At 66.6% G+C, this 14,316-nt stretch carries 13 protein-coding genes; 7 read left to right on the forward strand and 6 right to left on the reverse strand.

Annotation, left to right across the window (positions count from 1 at the left end; translation table 11 throughout):
- Positions 1 to 10: 10 nt before the first annotated feature.
- Positions 11 to 1,009 (reverse strand): dihydroxyacetone kinase subunit DhaK, encoded by a 999-nt coding sequence (gene dhaK / locus ABDC78_RS25350; protein WP_178357202.1) that lies wholly within the window; start codon positions 1,007 to 1,009, stop codon positions 11 to 13.
- 12 nt (positions 1,010 to 1,021) lie between these two features.
- A complete protein-coding gene (locus ABDC78_RS25355) occupies positions 1,022 to 1,798 on the reverse strand; it encodes an MIP/aquaporin family protein (protein WP_178357201.1) in 777 nt (258 codons plus the stop codon).
- 155 nt (positions 1,799 to 1,953) lie between these two features.
- Between ABDC78_RS25355 and ABDC78_RS25360 the strand changes: the two genes are divergently transcribed.
- On the forward strand, positions 1,954 to 2,697 hold the full coding sequence (locus ABDC78_RS25360) for an IclR family transcriptional regulator (protein WP_178357200.1): 744 nt from the start codon (positions 1,954 to 1,956) through the stop codon (positions 2,695 to 2,697).
- A gap of 52 nt (positions 2,698 to 2,749) precedes the next feature.
- Entirely contained in the window at positions 2,750 to 4,048 is a 1,299-nt protein-coding gene (glsA, locus tag ABDC78_RS25365; protein ID WP_178357199.1) for a glutaminase A, read from the forward strand.
- Here glsA and ABDC78_RS25370 read toward each other — a convergent pair.
- Positions 4,035 to 5,648 (reverse strand): adenylate/guanylate cyclase domain-containing protein, encoded by a 1,614-nt coding sequence (locus ABDC78_RS25370; protein ID WP_178357198.1) that lies wholly within the window; start codon positions 5,646 to 5,648, stop codon positions 4,035 to 4,037. The two genes, glsA and ABDC78_RS25370, sit on opposite strands and share 14 nt — an antisense overlap.
- A gap of 63 nt (positions 5,649 to 5,711) precedes the next feature.
- Between ABDC78_RS25370 and nucS the strand changes: the two genes are divergently transcribed.
- The gene (gene nucS / locus ABDC78_RS25375) at positions 5,712 to 6,383 is read left to right on the forward strand and encodes an endonuclease NucS (protein WP_178357197.1); all 672 of its coding nucleotides are present in this window, start codon (positions 5,712 to 5,714) and stop codon (positions 6,381 to 6,383) included.
- On the forward strand, positions 6,383 to 6,676 hold the full coding sequence (locus ABDC78_RS25380; protein WP_178357196.1) for a hypothetical protein: 294 nt from the start codon (positions 6,383 to 6,385) through the stop codon (positions 6,674 to 6,676). Before nucS ends, ABDC78_RS25380 begins: the two co-directional genes overlap by 1 nt.
- Before the next feature lie 3 nt (positions 6,677 to 6,679).
- Here ABDC78_RS25380 and mce read toward each other — a convergent pair whose 3' ends face one another.
- Positions 6,680 to 7,159, reverse strand: a complete 480-nt coding sequence (gene mce / locus ABDC78_RS25385) for a methylmalonyl-CoA epimerase (RefSeq protein ID WP_178357195.1) — start codon at positions 7,157 to 7,159, stop codon at positions 6,680 to 6,682.
- A gap of 93 nt (positions 7,160 to 7,252) precedes the next feature.
- Between mce and ABDC78_RS25390 the strand changes: the two genes are divergently transcribed.
- From ABDC78_RS25390 to ABDC78_RS25400, 3 genes are read left to right on the forward strand one after another with little or no spacing between them, the layout of a single operon-like run.
- Complete coding sequence (locus ABDC78_RS25390; protein ID WP_178357194.1) at positions 7,253 to 8,434, forward strand: acetyl-CoA C-acetyltransferase; 1,182 nt, start codon at positions 7,253 to 7,255, stop codon at positions 8,432 to 8,434.
- Between the two features lie 48 nt (positions 8,435 to 8,482).
- Positions 8,483 to 8,878: a DUF3817 domain-containing protein gene (locus tag ABDC78_RS25395; RefSeq protein ID WP_178357193.1), complete on the forward strand. Its 396-nt coding sequence runs from the start codon at positions 8,483 to 8,485 to the stop codon at positions 8,876 to 8,878.
- A 13-nt stretch (positions 8,879 to 8,891) separates the two neighbouring features.
- The gene (locus ABDC78_RS25400; RefSeq protein ID WP_178357192.1) at positions 8,892 to 9,803 is read left to right on the forward strand and encodes a tetratricopeptide repeat protein; all 912 of its coding nucleotides are present in this window, start codon (positions 8,892 to 8,894) and stop codon (positions 9,801 to 9,803) included.
- An 84-nt stretch (positions 9,804 to 9,887) separates the two neighbouring features.
- On the opposite strand, the gene glgB is transcribed toward ABDC78_RS25400, so the two are convergent.
- Positions 9,888 to 12,095 (reverse strand): 1,4-alpha-glucan branching protein GlgB, encoded by a 2,208-nt coding sequence (gene glgB, locus ABDC78_RS25405; protein WP_218620300.1) that lies wholly within the window; start codon positions 12,093 to 12,095, stop codon positions 9,888 to 9,890.
- 22 nt (positions 12,096 to 12,117) lie between these two features.
- Complete coding sequence (locus tag ABDC78_RS25410) at positions 12,118 to 14,208, reverse strand: alpha-1,4-glucan--maltose-1-phosphate maltosyltransferase (protein ID WP_178357190.1); 2,091 nt, start codon at positions 14,206 to 14,208, stop codon at positions 12,118 to 12,120.
- Between the last annotated feature and the right edge of the window lie 108 nt (positions 14,209 to 14,316).

The following is a 14,316-nucleotide window of genomic DNA, read 5'->3' on the forward strand; positions in this document are numbered from 1 at the left end:
CCGTGCTCATTCAGCAACCCTTTCGCAGTGCGGGTGTGTTGACCGGGTGATCCCACAGACGCAGCAGATCGTCGTCGGCGCGCAGCAGGGTCACCGAACAGCCCGCCATGTCCAGGCTGGTGATGTAGGGCCCGACGAGGGAGCGGGCCACGGTCGCCCCGGCCTTCTCCAGGATCGCCGCGATCTCGGAGTACATGACGTACAGCTCGAGCGGTGGGGTCGCGCCCATGCTGTTGACGAACAAGATGACCCCTGCGCTGGAGGAGAAGTCGAGATCGGCCAGGATGGGCTCGACCATCATCTCCGCGATCGCCTTCGCCGACTGCAGCGGCACTCGCTGCCGACCCGGCTCGCCGTGGATGCCGATGCCGAGTTCGATCTCGTCCTCGGGCAGCTCGAAGGTCGGATGACCCACGGCAGGCACCGTGCACGACGTGAGCGCCACTCCCATGCTGCGGGCCGCCTCGTTGACCCGGCGGGCCACGCCGACGACGTCGGCGAGACTGCGGCCCTGGTCGGCTGCCGCGCCGGCCAGTTTCTCCAGTAGCACCGTGGCGCCGACGCCGCGGCGGCCGGCGGTGTACGTGCTGTCCTGCACGGCGACGTCGTCGTCGACGATGACGGATTCGACGTCGATGCCCTCGGCCTGTGCCAGTTCGGCGGCCATCTCGAAGTTCATCACATCGCCGGTGTAGTTCTTGACGATGTGCAGGACGCCGGCGCCGGCGTTGACGGTCTTGGTGGCTTCGAGCATCTGATCGGGCACCGGCGAGGTGAAGATCTCACCCGCACACGCCGCGTCCAGCATTCCCGCACCGACGAAGCCTCCGTGCAGTGGTTCGTGCCCCGAGCCGCCGCCGGAGATGAGCGCCACCTTGCCGGCCACCGGGGCGTCGCCGCGGTAGATGATCCGATTGGTCTGGTCGATGCGCAGTTCCGGGTGGGCCAGTGCCATGCCGCGCAGTGCTTCTGCGACGACGTCGTTGGGGTCGTTGATGAGCTTCTTCATGGCGGTGCCTCCTCAGGCTGCGCTGGTGGTCTGGGGGGTGGGTTCAGCGGTGACGGCGACCGGGTTCACGGGATCGGAGTCGGCGCGGGTGCGCGAGATCGCCACGTACGTCACTGCGGCCACGACGCCGGCCAGGAATTCCGCGCCGAGGTACACCGGAAGCTGGCCCCATGACACGTCCCCGCCCGCGAGCTGCTGGATGAACATCGGGCCGAAGGTGCGGGCCGGGTTGATCGACGCGCCCGTGGTGGGTGCGACGGGGATGATGGCGGCGAACACGACCAGGCCGATCGCCACGCCGGCGAACCCCGCCGACGCCTTGCGGTGAATCACACCGAAAACGGTGAACACAAGAATGAACGTACCCACGAACTCAGCGAAAAAGGCCTGTATCGATGCGGTTTCGGCAGAATAGCCGGCAATGCCGAGTCCCACATCGCTGGCGGCCATCCCCAGCACGCCGATGATCGCGGCGGCGCCGGCGATCGCGCCGAGGACCTGCGCACCGATGTAGGCGGGCACCCGTGACCACGGGAAGTTTCCGGTGACGGCCAGCCCGAGCGTGACCGCGGGGTTGATGTGGTTGCCGGAGATGTGGCCCAGCGCGTAGATGGTCGCGACCACGATGGTGGCGAACGCAAGCGAGATCATCCCGAGGTCCGCCATGGTGAAGGGGGCGTCCCCGTTGACGATCAGGGTGGCCGGTACTGCGCCGACGCCGACGAACACCAGAAACGCCGTGCCGAGCGCTTCTGCCGCAAGCTTCTGGGGGAGTGAAGGCTCATCCATACTGCTCTCCTCTGAGTAAGCACGGTCGCCGGTTTGTGATCACTACCGTTCACCTGTCGGCGATATCGGATTGCATTCGATAATGTCGAATGTGATCTGGACCATACGCTTATGCTGCGAGTGGCACAAGGGGTGCCGGAGGGAAGTGGGGGCAGATGATCCAGGCGGTCGATCGGGCTTTGCGCATCCTCACGGTGCTCCAGGGTGGGCGGCGGATGAGCCTCGGGGAGATCGCGGCAGCGATCGACCTGGCTCCGTCGACCGTGCACGGTCTGATTCGCACACTGCTCGCGCACGGCATGGTGCAGCAGGAACTCGATTCGGGCCGCTACCGTCTCGGGCCGGCGACGCTGCGCCTGGGCAATGTGTACCTGGAGACGCTGGAACTGCGTGCGCGGGTGGCGATCTGGGCCGAAGGCCTGGCCCGTCGCACCGGCTGTGCGGTGCGGACGGCGGTATTGTTGTTCGACGAGATCGTCGTCGTCGGCCACGAACCCCGCCCCGACGGTACCCGGCAGATGCCTGAGGTCGGCATCGTGATTCCCGCCCATGCGAGTGCGCTGGGCAAGGCTCTGCTGGCGTTCGCCTCCGGCGAGCTTCCGCAGGGGCCGTTGCGCAGCATGACCGGTGAGACGATCGTCGACGCCGCGGTGCTGGCCACCCAACTCGACACGGTGCGTGCCACGGGCATCGCCGACGAGATCGAGGAAGCTGTGATCGGTGAATGTGCCAGTGCTGCAGCTGTTTTCGACTCGTCCGGCGAGGCCGTCGGTGCGATCGGCCTGGTCGTTCCCGCTGCCCGATGGCCGATGGCGCCTGCGGACATCGATGCGCTGCGCGACGCCGCGCGCACGGTCTCGCGCGAACTCGGCGCCCCGGTGTGGCCGGCCCGGCGTTAGAGAAGCGGCCGGATGATGACAACCGGGGGGTAGACCCTCCATACTCCAACGCGTGGCGAAACTGGTGCAGCGATACCTCGATCGCATCCGCGAGGAGCATGTCGGTGACACCGGGGGAGCGCTGGCCGACTACATCCCCGAGTTGGCATGTGTCGACCCCGACGGCTTCGGAATGTCATTGTCTTCGGCCGATGGCTTCATCTACGAATCTGGCGATGCAGCACTGGAATTCACGATTCAGTCGATCTCCAAACCCTTCACCTACGCGCTGGCACTGGATCGGCTCGGCGCGTCTGCCGTGGACGCGAAGATCGGCGTCGAACCGTCCGGTGAGGCCTTCAACGAGATCAGTGTGGACCGTGCCACGAAGAAGCCCAAGAACCCGATGATCAACGCGGGGGCCATCGCGGCGGTGTCGCTGATCCCGGCGGCCGGTCCTGACGAACGATTCGCGCTGATCCAGGATTTCTACTCGTCGTTCGCCGGTCGCCGACTCGAGTTGGACGACCAGGTGTACGCGTCGGAGAAGGCCACCGGCAGTCGGAACCGCGCGATCGGTTACATGCTGCAGAGCTTCGGGATGCTCGACGACGATCCCGACGAGGTGCTCGACGTGTACTACCGACAGTGCTCGCTGCGCGTCACGTCGACCGACCTCGCCAAGATGGGTGCGACCCTCGCCCGGGGCGGTGTCAATCCGCAGACCGGCCGCCGGGTGAGCACCCCTGACGTGGTCAAGCGCACGCTCTCGGTGATGGTCACGTGCGGCATGTACGACGCCGCCGGCGACTGGGTCAGCGCAGTCGGCATGCCGGCCAAGAGCGGTGTGGGCGGCGGCATCGTCGCCGTGCTGCCCGGGCAACTCGGCATCGGCGTGTACTCGCCTCTGCTCGACGACAAAGGCAACAGCGTTCGCGGAGTCCAGGTGTGCCGCAGCCTCTCTGAGCAACTGGGCCTGCACTTCCTGACGGTGGCACGTGATTCGCGGGCCACCTTGCGGGCCGTGTACGAGCCGCGTGAGGGCATCCGCGTCTACGAAACCCACGGCGATCTGCTGTTCTGCGGTGCCGAACAGGTGGTGCGCGTCGCCGACCGCGAGCGCGACGATTTCGAGGTCGCGATCCTGGATGTGTCCCGCGTCGATGACATCGACGATGCCGCACGGGCTCTGCTGTCGGGAATGAGCGCGGCGTTGCGGGCGCAAGGCAAGGCGGGCTATCTCGTGGATCCCGACGGTGTGGTGATCCGCTCCGAGAAGGAGTTGGAGGCCGTCCGTTTCCGCACCGTGGCCGATGCCGTCGAGGAGGCACAGGGATGGCTGGAGCAGAACCGGCCCGTCAGTCCTCGCTGACCGGGGTGGCGAGCCGGATCGGCTCGTCGTAGCCCCGCAACGTCACCGTGTCGCCGAGTCCCCAGCGGGCACTCTCCGTCTCGGTCGCGTTGCTCACGACAGCTTCTGATGCCACCAGTCGCAGTGTCTCGTTCTTCGCGAGCTCGCACAGTCGTGCCGCTTCGTTGACCGGCTCCCCGATGACCGTGTACTCGAACCGTTCCCGGGCGCCCACATTGCCGGCGACCACAGTGCCCGCCGCGACGCCGATTCCCGCCTCACATTCGGGTACCTCCTCGCGCAGCCGCCGGCCGATCGCCCGGGCCGCGGCGAGCGATTCGTCCTCGGGATGTTCCAGTGACACAGGCGCTCCGAAGACCGCCAGCACCGCGTCGCCTTCGAACTTGTTCACCAGCCCGTGGTAGCGGTCGACCTCCTCGACGATCACCGCGAAGAACCGGTTCAGCAACTCGACCACCTCGGCCGCCGGCAAGCTGGTGACCAGCTTCGTGGAGCCGATGACATCGACAAAAATGACTGCGGCGTAACGTTCTTCGCCGCCGAGCTCGGGTTGCTCCTGTTCGGCGAGCGCGGCGACCTCGCGTCCCACGTGACGGCCGAACAGATCGCGCACCCGCTCGCGTTCCCGCAGACCGTGCACCATCGAGTTGAATCCGCGCTGCAGCTGGCCCAGTTCGGTGCCGTCGAACACCACCAGGTTGGTGTCCAGGTCGCCCTGCTCGACACGGTTGAGGGCATTACGCACCACCCGCACCGGGGTCACCGTGAGCCAGGCCAGAATCCACATCAGAATGGCCCCGAAGAGCAGGGCGAACAGTGCCAGGATCATCACCGCGACGGTGAATTGGGTGGGCGTCAGGTTGCGCTGGAGCAACGTGATGGCGGCGGCCAGGAAGATGCCGAGAACGGGCACCCCCGACCCCAGCGCCCACACCAGCATCGTGCGGCCCATCAGGCCTTCGGCGAAGCGTCGCGGCGGCTTACCCGCCTCCAGCGCCTGGGCGGCGACCGGGCGCAACGCGAACTCGGTGAACAGATAACAGCTCGCAGACACGACGATGCCGGGGAAGCTGACCCCCAGTAACCACTTCGCGATGAACTCGCTGTCATGCAACCCGTAGAGCGTGGTGAGCAGGATCGTGCCGAGACCCCACAGTGCCAACAGGACTCGGGTCAGCCGCCACGGCGCCAGGAACGTGTTCCGCTGGTCCTCGCGAGTGGGAGGACGCTCCTCGATCGCCCACCGCACGGTCTTGATCACCCGGCGGGTCGCCCAGAACACCCCGACCACCAGAGCGGTCACCAGGTAGATCGGCACCACGATGGCGGTGATCCAGCGGACCCCGGGTTCGAACACGCTGGGCGTGGGGAACGCGACGGTGACGACCAGCGTCGCGACGCCGATTCCGATCAGGTTCGCGACCACCACGAAGATGGTGAGGATGACCTGGATGCGGACCCGCCGTCGCGCCTGGCTCTCCGAAACCCGGCCCAGGATCCAGGACCCGAACTCCGGGGTCGCCGCGACCCTGCCGCTCTGCTTGGTCACTCGTTCCAACACGCGGCCCAAGCGCTGAGCCGTCGTCCTGTTCGCGGTCATCGTTGCGTCAGCCTAGTGACAGGGGCGGGTTTGCAAGCTTGTTCGACGTTTAAGGTGGTGCGGGTGCGTCTCGTGATCGCCCAGTGCACCGTCGACTATGTCGGTCGGCTCACCGCCCATCTGCCCTCGGCCCGACGGCTGCTGCTGTTCAAGGCCGACGGCTCGGTGAGCGTGCATGCCGACGACCGTGCCTACAAACCGCTGAACTGGATGTCACCGCCGTGCTGGCTGGTCGAAGAGGCCGGTGGCGCCTCCCCGGTGTGGGTGGTGGAGAACAAGGCCGGCGAACAACTCCGCATCACCGTCGAGGACATCGAGCACGATTCGAGTCACGAGTTGGGTGTCGATCCGGGGCTGGTGAAGGACGGTGTCGAGGCCCACCTGCAGGTGCTCCTCGCCGAACACGTCGAGTTGCTCGGGGCGGGATACACATTGGTCCGTCGCGAGTTCATGACCCCGATAGGGCCGGTGGACCTCCTCTGCCGCGACGATCAGGGTCGTTCAGTGGCCGTGGAGATCAAGCGCCGCGGCGAGATCGACGGGGTCGAACAACTCACCCGCTACCTCGAGCTGCTCAATCGCGACACGCTGCTGGCCCCGGTGGCCGGGGTGTTCGCCGCCCAGCAGATCAAGCCGCAGGCGCGAACCCTGGCACTGGACCGTGGGATCCGGTGTCTCATCTTGGATTACGACAAGATGCGCGGTATGGACAGCGACGAGTTCCGGCTGTTCTGATGGCGCGCAGGCGGGCGGCGAAACGTCCTCAGAATCCGCTGCCCGCGCCGCGGCGCATCGAGGTGGGCGCCGACGGCAACGACTACGAGGTCCGACCGGTGGCAGCGGCGAGGGCGACGAAGGTCTATCGCTGTCCCGGCTGTGACCACGAGATCAGGCCTGGTACAGCGCATGTGGTGGTGTGGCCGACGGATGTGGCCGGTGCATCGGAAAACGTCGATGACCGCAGGCACTGGCACACCGCGTGCTGGGCGAACCGGGCTACGCGGAGCCCCACCCGGAAGTGGTCGTGACGGTCAGTGGTCGGTGCCCTCTGAAGCAGGCTCGACGAGTTCGATCAGGACACCACCGGCGTCCTTGGGGTGCACGAAGTTGATCCGCGAGTTGGCGGTTCCCCGTCGCGGCGCGTCGTAGAGCAACCGGACGCCCTGTTCGCGCAGTCGCTCGGTGAGCGCGTCGATGTCGCTGACACGGTAGGCGAGTTGCTGCAGACCGGGCCCACGCTTGTCGATGAACTTGGCGATGGTGCAGGTGTCGTCGATCGGCGCCATCAACTGCACCTGGGCGCTGCCCATGGGTGCGCCGCGGACCGAGAGCATCGCTTCGCGGACGCCCTGGTCCTCGTTGACCTCTTCGTGCAGCACGATCATGCCGAGATGGTCGTGATACCACTTGATGGCCACATCCAGGTCGGGCACTGCGATGCCGACGTGGTCGATGGCGGTGACCAGCGCGGTGGCCAGTACCGGACGGGCGTCAGTCTGCTCGGCGGTCATATCGCAAAGGTAACCTAATGACATCGGTTTCGAATAGGTCGGTACGTATGTATAGCCTGACCGGAGCCGCAGGAAACCGCTTTGGAGGTAGGCATGACGACGTCGGTGATTGTTGCTGGAGCCCGGACCCCGGTCGGCAAGTTGATGGGTTCGCTGAAGGACTTCTCCGGTAGTGATCTCGGCGCGGTGGCGATCGCCGGCGCGCTCGAGAAGGCAAAGATTCCGGCCTCCGCCGTCGACTACGTGATCATGGGCCAGGTGCTCTCTGCCGGCGCCGGGCAGATGCCCGCGCGACAGGCATCCGTGGCCGCCGGAATCGGGTGGGATGTGCCCTCGCTGACGATCAACAAGATGTGCCTGTCGGGTATCGACGCCATCGCGCTCGCCGACCAGATGATCCGTGCCGGCGAATTCGACGTCGTCGTCGCGGGCGGCCAGGAATCGATGTCGCGGGCACCGCACCTGTTGATGAACAGCCGGTCGGGCTACAAATACGGTGACGTCACGGTGCTCGACCACATGGCCTACGACGGCCTGCACGACGTGTTCACCGACCAGCCCATGGGCGCGCTCACCGAGCAACGCAACGACGTCGACCAGTTCACCCGCGCCGAGCAGGACGAATTCGCCGCGGAGTCGCACCGCAAGGCGGCCATCGCATGGAAGGACGGCGTCTACGCCGACGAGGTTGTGCCGGTGAAGATCCCGCAGCGCAAAGGCGACCCCGTCGAGTTCAGCGAGGACGAGGGAATCCGGGCCGACACCACCGCCGAGTCGCTGGCCGGACTGCGGCCCGCCTTCCGCAAGGACGGCACGATCACCGCAGGTTCGGCGTCCCAGATCTCCGACGGCGCCTGTGCGGTCGTGGTGATGAACAAGGCGAAGGCCGAGGAGATGGGTCTGACCTGGTTGTGCGAGATCGGTGCCCACGGTGTGGTTGCCGGACCGGATTCGACACTGCAGAGCCAGCCCGCCAACGCGATCCGCAAAGCGATCGCCAAGGAAGGCATCAGTCTCGACGACCTCGACGTCATCGAGATCAACGAGGCGTTCTCGGCCGTAGCGCTCGCGTCGACCAAAGAACTCGGCCTCGACCCCGACCGGGTCAACACCGACGGGGGCGCCATCGCCATCGGGCACCCGATCGGCATGTCCGGCGCCAGGATCACCCTTCACGCGGCACTGGATCTGGCCCGTCGCGGCTCCGGCTACGCGGTGGCCGCGCTGTGCGGCGCGGGTGGCCAGGGCGACGCCCTGGTCCTGCGGCGTCCCTGAGCCACGTTCAACGACGCAACGTAGTAGCTGGTGTCGGTTTCCGGCACAATGGCGGTCATGACAGGCGTAATCGACGTTCGCAGTAGAACGGGTTGGTTCCGGTTGATCGCTTTCGCGGAGGCGGTCAGTTGGATCGGACTGCTGCTCGGCATGTACTTCAAGTACCTGGGATCCCCGCGCACCGAGGTCGGGGTGAAGGTCTTCGGTCCCGTGCACGGAGCGATCTTCGTCGCGTTCGTCGGAGCGGCGCTACTCGTCGGTATCGCCCACAAGTGGGGTCTGGTCACATGGTTGCTGGCATTGCTGGGAAGCATCGTGCCGCTGGGCAGTGTGATCTTCCTCATATGGGCTGATCGGACGGGTCGGATGGGGCCGACGACGGCCTCGGCGGGCGTGGTTGCGCCCGCTGGTCAACCAGGGAGCCCGGCACCCGAAACGACGTGACAGACTTGGTCGCGTGACACGTCCTCGACCCCCGATCGCGCCTGCCATGGCCGGTGCCGTCGATCTGTCAGCACTCAAGCAACGGGCCACTGCCCCAGCCGGCGACACCACGGCGCCGGGTGCGTCATCGGGCGCACCGGGCGCCTTGGAGATCACGGAAGCGAACCTCGAGGCCGAGGTGCTGGTCCGCTCCAACGAGGTGCCGGTGGTGGTGCTGCTGTGGTCGCCGCGCAGTGACTCCAGCGTCCAGCTCGGCGAGGCCCTGGCCGGCTTGGCCGCCACCGACGGACCGAAGTGGTCGCTGGCGACGGTGAACGTCGACACGGTGCCGCGGGTGGCCCAGATGTTCGGCGTGCAGGCGGTTCCGACGGTTGTCGCGCTGGCGGCCGGTCAGCCGCTGTCGAGTTTCCAGGGGATGCAGCCACCCGAGCAGCTGCGGCGCTGGATCGACTCGCTACTCGATGCCACGGCTGGAAAGCTCAGTGGCTCAGGCGATGCCGATGAGCCCGAGCAGATTGACCCTGAGGTCGAGCAGGCGCGGATGCACCTCGACAACGGCGACTTCGACGCCGCGGCGACGGCCTACCAGGCGATCCTGGAAGCGGACCCGAACCACGTCGAGGCCAAGGGCGCGGTACGCCAGATCAGTTTCCTGCAGCGGGCGACCTCGCATCCGCGGGATGCGGTGGCCCTCGCCGACGCTTCGCCCGAGGACATCGACGCCGCGTTCGCGGCCGCCGATGTGGAGATCCTGCAACGTGATGTCGCGGCTGCGTTCCAGCGGTTGACCGCCTTGGTCAAGCGCACGGCGGGCGACGAGCGCACCACCGTCCGGACCCGGCTGATCGAACTGTTCGACCTGTTCGATCCCGCCGATCCCGAGGTGATCGCGGGCCGCCGCAACCTCGCCAACGCCCTGTACTGATCGCTGCGCCCCGGCCGGAACTGCGTTCCGGAGGCCCTGCACTCGAGATTCCGCGGCTGGAACGCAATTCCGGCGACAGGGACGCTAGGGCTGTTCGGGTGCGAACCAGAGAGCGGACAGGGGCGGCAGCACCATGACGGCGGATGCGGGCCGGCCGTGCCACGGCTCGTCGGTCGCCTCGACGGCGCCGTAGTTGCCGATGCCTGATCCGTGGTAGCTGTCGGAGTCGGTGTTGAGGACTTCGCGCCAACTACCCGTATGCGGCAGACCGAGCCGGTATCGCGAGTGCTCGGAGCCCGAGAAGTTGAACACACACGCCATCATCGAGCCGTCGTCGCCGAATCGCAGGAAGCTCAGCACATTGTTGGCCGAATCGTTGGCGTCGATCCAGGAGTAGCCCTCGGGCTGACTGTCCCGCGACCACAGCGCGCGGCTACCGCGGTAGACGCCGTTGGCGTCGGTCATCATCCGCAGGATGCCGTCGGAGAACCCGTTCTCGTCGAGCTGGAACCAGTCGACCCCGCGTTCTTCGGACCACTCGGCACGCTGGCCGAACTCCTGGCCCATGAACAGCAACTGCTTGCCGGGGTGTGCCCACTGGTAGGCGAGCAGACTTCGGATACCGGCAGCCTTCATGTGGTCGTTGCCGGGCATCCGGCCCCACAGCGTGCCCTTGCCGTGCACGACCTCGTCGTGGCTGATCGGTAGCACGAAGTTCTCGCTGAAGGCGTACAACAGTGAGAACGTCAGCTCGTGGTGGTGGTAGCTGCGGTGGATGGGGTCACGCTTGATGAACTCGAGCGTGTCGTTCATCCAGCCCATGTTCCACTTCATCGAGAAGCCGAGTCCGCCGAGGTTGGTCGGGCGGGTGACGCCGGGCCAGGACGTGGATTCCTCGGCGATGGTGACGATGCCCGGGTTGATCTTGTGGACGGTGGCGTTCATCTCCTGCAGGAACTGCACCGCCTCGAGATTCTCCCGACCGCCGTGGATGTTCGGTGTCCAGCCGTCGGCGGGGCGCGAGTAATCCAGGTAGAGCATCGATGCGACGGCGTCCACACGCAGGCCGTCGATGTGGAATTCCTGCAACCAGTACAGCGCGTTGGCCACCAGGAAGTTCCGGACCTCGGCGCGGCCGAAGTCGAAAACGTAGGTGCCCCAGTCGAGCTGCTCGCCGCGACGCGGATCGGCGTGCTCGTAGAGCGCGGTGCCGTCGAAGCGGCCGAGTGCCCAGGCGTCCTTGGGGAAGTGCGCAGGCACCCAGTCCACCAGCACACCGATGCCGGCGCGGTGCAGCGAGTCGACGAGGTGACGGAACTCGTCAGGTGTGCCGAACCGCGAGGACGGTGCGTAGTAGGAGGTGACCTGGTAACCCCACGAACCACCGAACGGATGCTCCGCGACGGGCAGCATCTGCACGTGGGTGAACCCGTGAGCGACCAGGTACTCGGTGAGCTGCTCGGCCAGTTCGGTGTAGCTCAGGCCGGGCCGCCACGAGCCGAGATGAACCTCGTAGGTGCTCATCGGCTCGAAGACCGGGTTGCGCAGCGTGCGGCCGGCCATCCAGTCGTCGTCGTTCCAGGTGTACTCGCTGTGGGTGACCCGGGAGGCCGTCTGGGGCGGCACCTCGGTCGCGAACGCCATCGGGTCGGCCCGTTCGGTGACGACGCCGTCGGCGCCGTGCACCTTGAACTTGTACAGTCCGCCGACCGGGAATCCCGGCCAGAACAACTCCCACACGCCCGTCGAGCCGAGCGCACGCAGTTGCGCCTCGTTGCCGTCCCAGTGGTTGAACTCTCCGATCAGCGTGACGCCCTTGGCGTTCGGCGCCCACACGGCGAACGAGACACCGTCGACCACACCGTCGGCGGTGGTGAAACTCCGGGGGTGGGCGCCGAGAATCTCCCAGAGGCGTTCGTGGCGCCCCTCGGAGAACAGGTGCAGGTCGATCTCACCGAGGGTGGGCAGGAACCGGTACGCATCGGCCACGGTGTGCACGTACGGGGTGTCGCCGCCGGTGTCGTAGCTGATCTCGAGGCGGTAGTCGATCAGCTTGGTGTACGGCACGGCGATGGCGAACAGCCCTGACTCGATGTGGTCGAAACGGTGGCGTTGTCCGCCGATCACCGCATCGACCGCCACGGCGTGTGGGCGGTACGCACGGATGACCGTGTGGTCGTCGTACTCGTGTGCGCCCAGCACCGAGTGCGGATCATGGTGGTCACCGGAGAGGAGCCGGTTGATGTCGGCGGTGTGGGGCCGCAGATGTGGGCTCTCGATCCGGTTCGTCAGGTTGGACGCTTTGGTCACGTCGTCACTCCCTACGCAGCAGTGTCAGTCGTTGGTCGGCGGGGACCTGGGGCATGTTGAGCACATGGGCCACCGCCCGGGAGGGCTCGAGGCGCACGTAATTGCCTTGGCCCCAGTGATATTCGTCTCCGGTGATTTCGTCGCGCACCCAGAAGCGGTCCTGCTGCTCCATCCCCAGCGCAGCCATGTCCAGCCATAGCGTGCCTTCCTCGGGTCCGAACGGGTTCAGGGTCACCACCACGAGCACCTGGTCACCGGTGACCGGATCGAACTTGCTGAACGCCAGCAGTGCGTCGTTGTCGATGTGGTGGAACGTGATGGTGCGCAACTGTTGCAGCGCGGGGTGCAGATGCCGGATCTCGTTGAGCCGGGTCAGGAACGGCTCGAGCGATTCGCCATCGGCAAGCGCGGCGTCGAAATCGCGGGGCCGGAGTTCGTACTTCTCGGAGTCGAGGTACTCCTCGCTTCCCTCGCGGACCGCTCGGTGCTCGAAGAGTTCGTATCCCGAGTACACCCCCCAGGTTGGACTCATGGTCGCGGCCATGACAGCGCGGATCGCGAACATGCCCGGACCGCCGTGCTGGAGGCTTTCGTGGAGGATGTCCGGGGTGTTCACCCACAGGCTCTGACGTGAGTAGTCGGCGTGCTCGGCGATCGACTCGCCGAACTCGGTCAACTCCCACTTGGCGGTCCGCCAGGTGAAGTAGGTGTAGGACTGCGTGTAGCCCAGCTTCGCCAGACCGAACAGCCGTGCGGGACGGGTGAACGCCTCGGCAAGGAACAGTACGTCGGGGTCGATGTTCTTGGCCTCGCCGATCAGCCAGGCCCAGAAGTTCGGCGGCTTCGTGTGCGGGTTGTCGACCCGGAATACCTTGACGCCGTGTGACATCCAGAACGAGACGACGCGCAGTACTTCCTCGTAGATGCCCGCAGGGTCGTTGTCGAAATTGACCGGGTAGATGTCCTGGTACTTCTTGGGCGGATTCTCGGCGTAGGCGATCGTGCCGTCGGGCAGCACGGTGAACCACTCGGGGTGATCGCGGGCCCAAGGGTGGTCCGGTGCGCATTGCAGCGCCAGGTCCAGCGCCACCTCGAGGCCGTGGTCGCGGGCAGCGGAGACGAACTCGTCGAAGTCCTCGATGGTGCCCAGCGCGGGGTGCACCGCATCGTGGCCGCCCTCGTCGCTGCCGATCGCCCACGGGGAGCCGACGTCGTTGGGTCCCGCGGTGACACTGTTGTTGCGTCCCTTGCGGTGCACCTTCCCGATCGGGTGTATCGGTGGCAGGTAGGCGATGTCGAATCCCATCCTGGCCACCCGGGGCAGCGCCTTGGTCGCCGTGGCGAAGGTGCCGTGGACGGGATTGCCGGCGCTGTCCCAGCCGCCGGTGGATCGCGGGAAGAACTCGTACCACGAGCTGAAGCGGGCGAGCGGGCGGTCCACCCAGACACCGTGCTGCTCGCCGCGGGTGATCAACTCCCGCAGCGGGTACTGGTCCAGCAGCTCGGTGACATCAGGTGCCAGTGCCGCGCCGGCGCGCCAGAACGGGTCGCCGGGTTCGCGAAGCCTGTCCGAGGCTGCGATCACCGGGTACCGCATCTGACGGGGCACGCCGGTGGCCGCGCGCTCCAGCAGTTTGGCCCCGACCAGCAGATCGTTGGACAACTCGCCTTCGCTCTGACCGGCCTCGAGTTTTGCGGTCACGTTCTTGCGCCACGTGGCGATCGGATCGCCCCACCCGTCGACCCGGTAGGTCCACAGCCCGACCGCGTCCGGGGCGAACTGGCCGTGGAACACGTCGGGGGTGCGGCCCTGAGCCATCGGTGCGGTGATGGGCCGAACCCGTGGGGTGGGGTTCACTACATCCTGGATCGGCACCGGCTGAGGTGCGCGGACCCGCCCCGGCGGGTCGTCGGCCAACGGGGGATATCCGGCACCGTGGTAGCGCACCACCAACGTGGCCGAGACCGCGTCGTGGCCCTCACGCCACACCGTGGCGGTGACCGGCACGACCTCGCCGACGACCGCCTTGGCGGGAAACCGTCCACCGGACACCACCGGCTGAACGTCATCGATCTCGATACGACCGGCGGTCACTTGGCTTCTCCCTACCACTTGAGAACATCCCGCGCGGCACAGGACGCTCGTGTTGTTCGCTGTCTCGTCGACTGCGCCGTTTGCAGTCCTCGCGCCTATACCCACCGT

Origin of the sequence: Mycobacterium sp. DL (assembly GCF_039729195.1) — a bacterium.
Classification (GTDB): domain Bacteria; phylum Actinomycetota; class Actinomycetes; order Mycobacteriales; family Mycobacteriaceae; genus Mycobacterium; species Mycobacterium hippocampi_A.

Bases quoted from the DNA above. Each gene is read 5' to 3' on its own strand.
- dhaK (WP_178357202.1), bottom strand. From the start codon at position 1,009: ATGAAGAAGCTCATCAACGACCCCAACGACGTCGTCGCAGAAGCACTG.
- ABDC78_RS25355 (WP_178357201.1), bottom strand. From the start codon at position 1,798: ATGGATGAGCCTTCACTCCCCCAGAAGCTTGCGGCAGAAGCGCTCGGC.
- ABDC78_RS25360 (WP_178357200.1), top strand. From the start codon at position 1,954: ATGATCCAGGCGGTCGATCGGGCTTTGCGCATCCTCACGGTGCTCCAG.
- ABDC78_RS25370 (WP_178357198.1), bottom strand. From the start codon at position 5,648: ATGACCGCGAACAGGACGACGGCTCAGCGCTTGGGCCGCGTGTTGGAA.
- ABDC78_RS25380 (WP_178357196.1), top strand. From the start codon at position 6,383: ATGGCGCGCAGGCGGGCGGCGAAACGTCCTCAGAATCCGCTGCCCGCG.
- mce (WP_178357195.1), bottom strand. From the start codon at position 7,159: ATGACCGCCGAGCAGACTGACGCCCGTCCGGTACTGGCCACCGCGCTG.
- ABDC78_RS25390 (WP_178357194.1), top strand. From the start codon at position 7,253: ATGACGACGTCGGTGATTGTTGCTGGAGCCCGGACCCCGGTCGGCAAG.
- ABDC78_RS25395 (WP_178357193.1), top strand. From the start codon at position 8,483: ATGGCGGTCATGACAGGCGTAATCGACGTTCGCAGTAGAACGGGTTGG.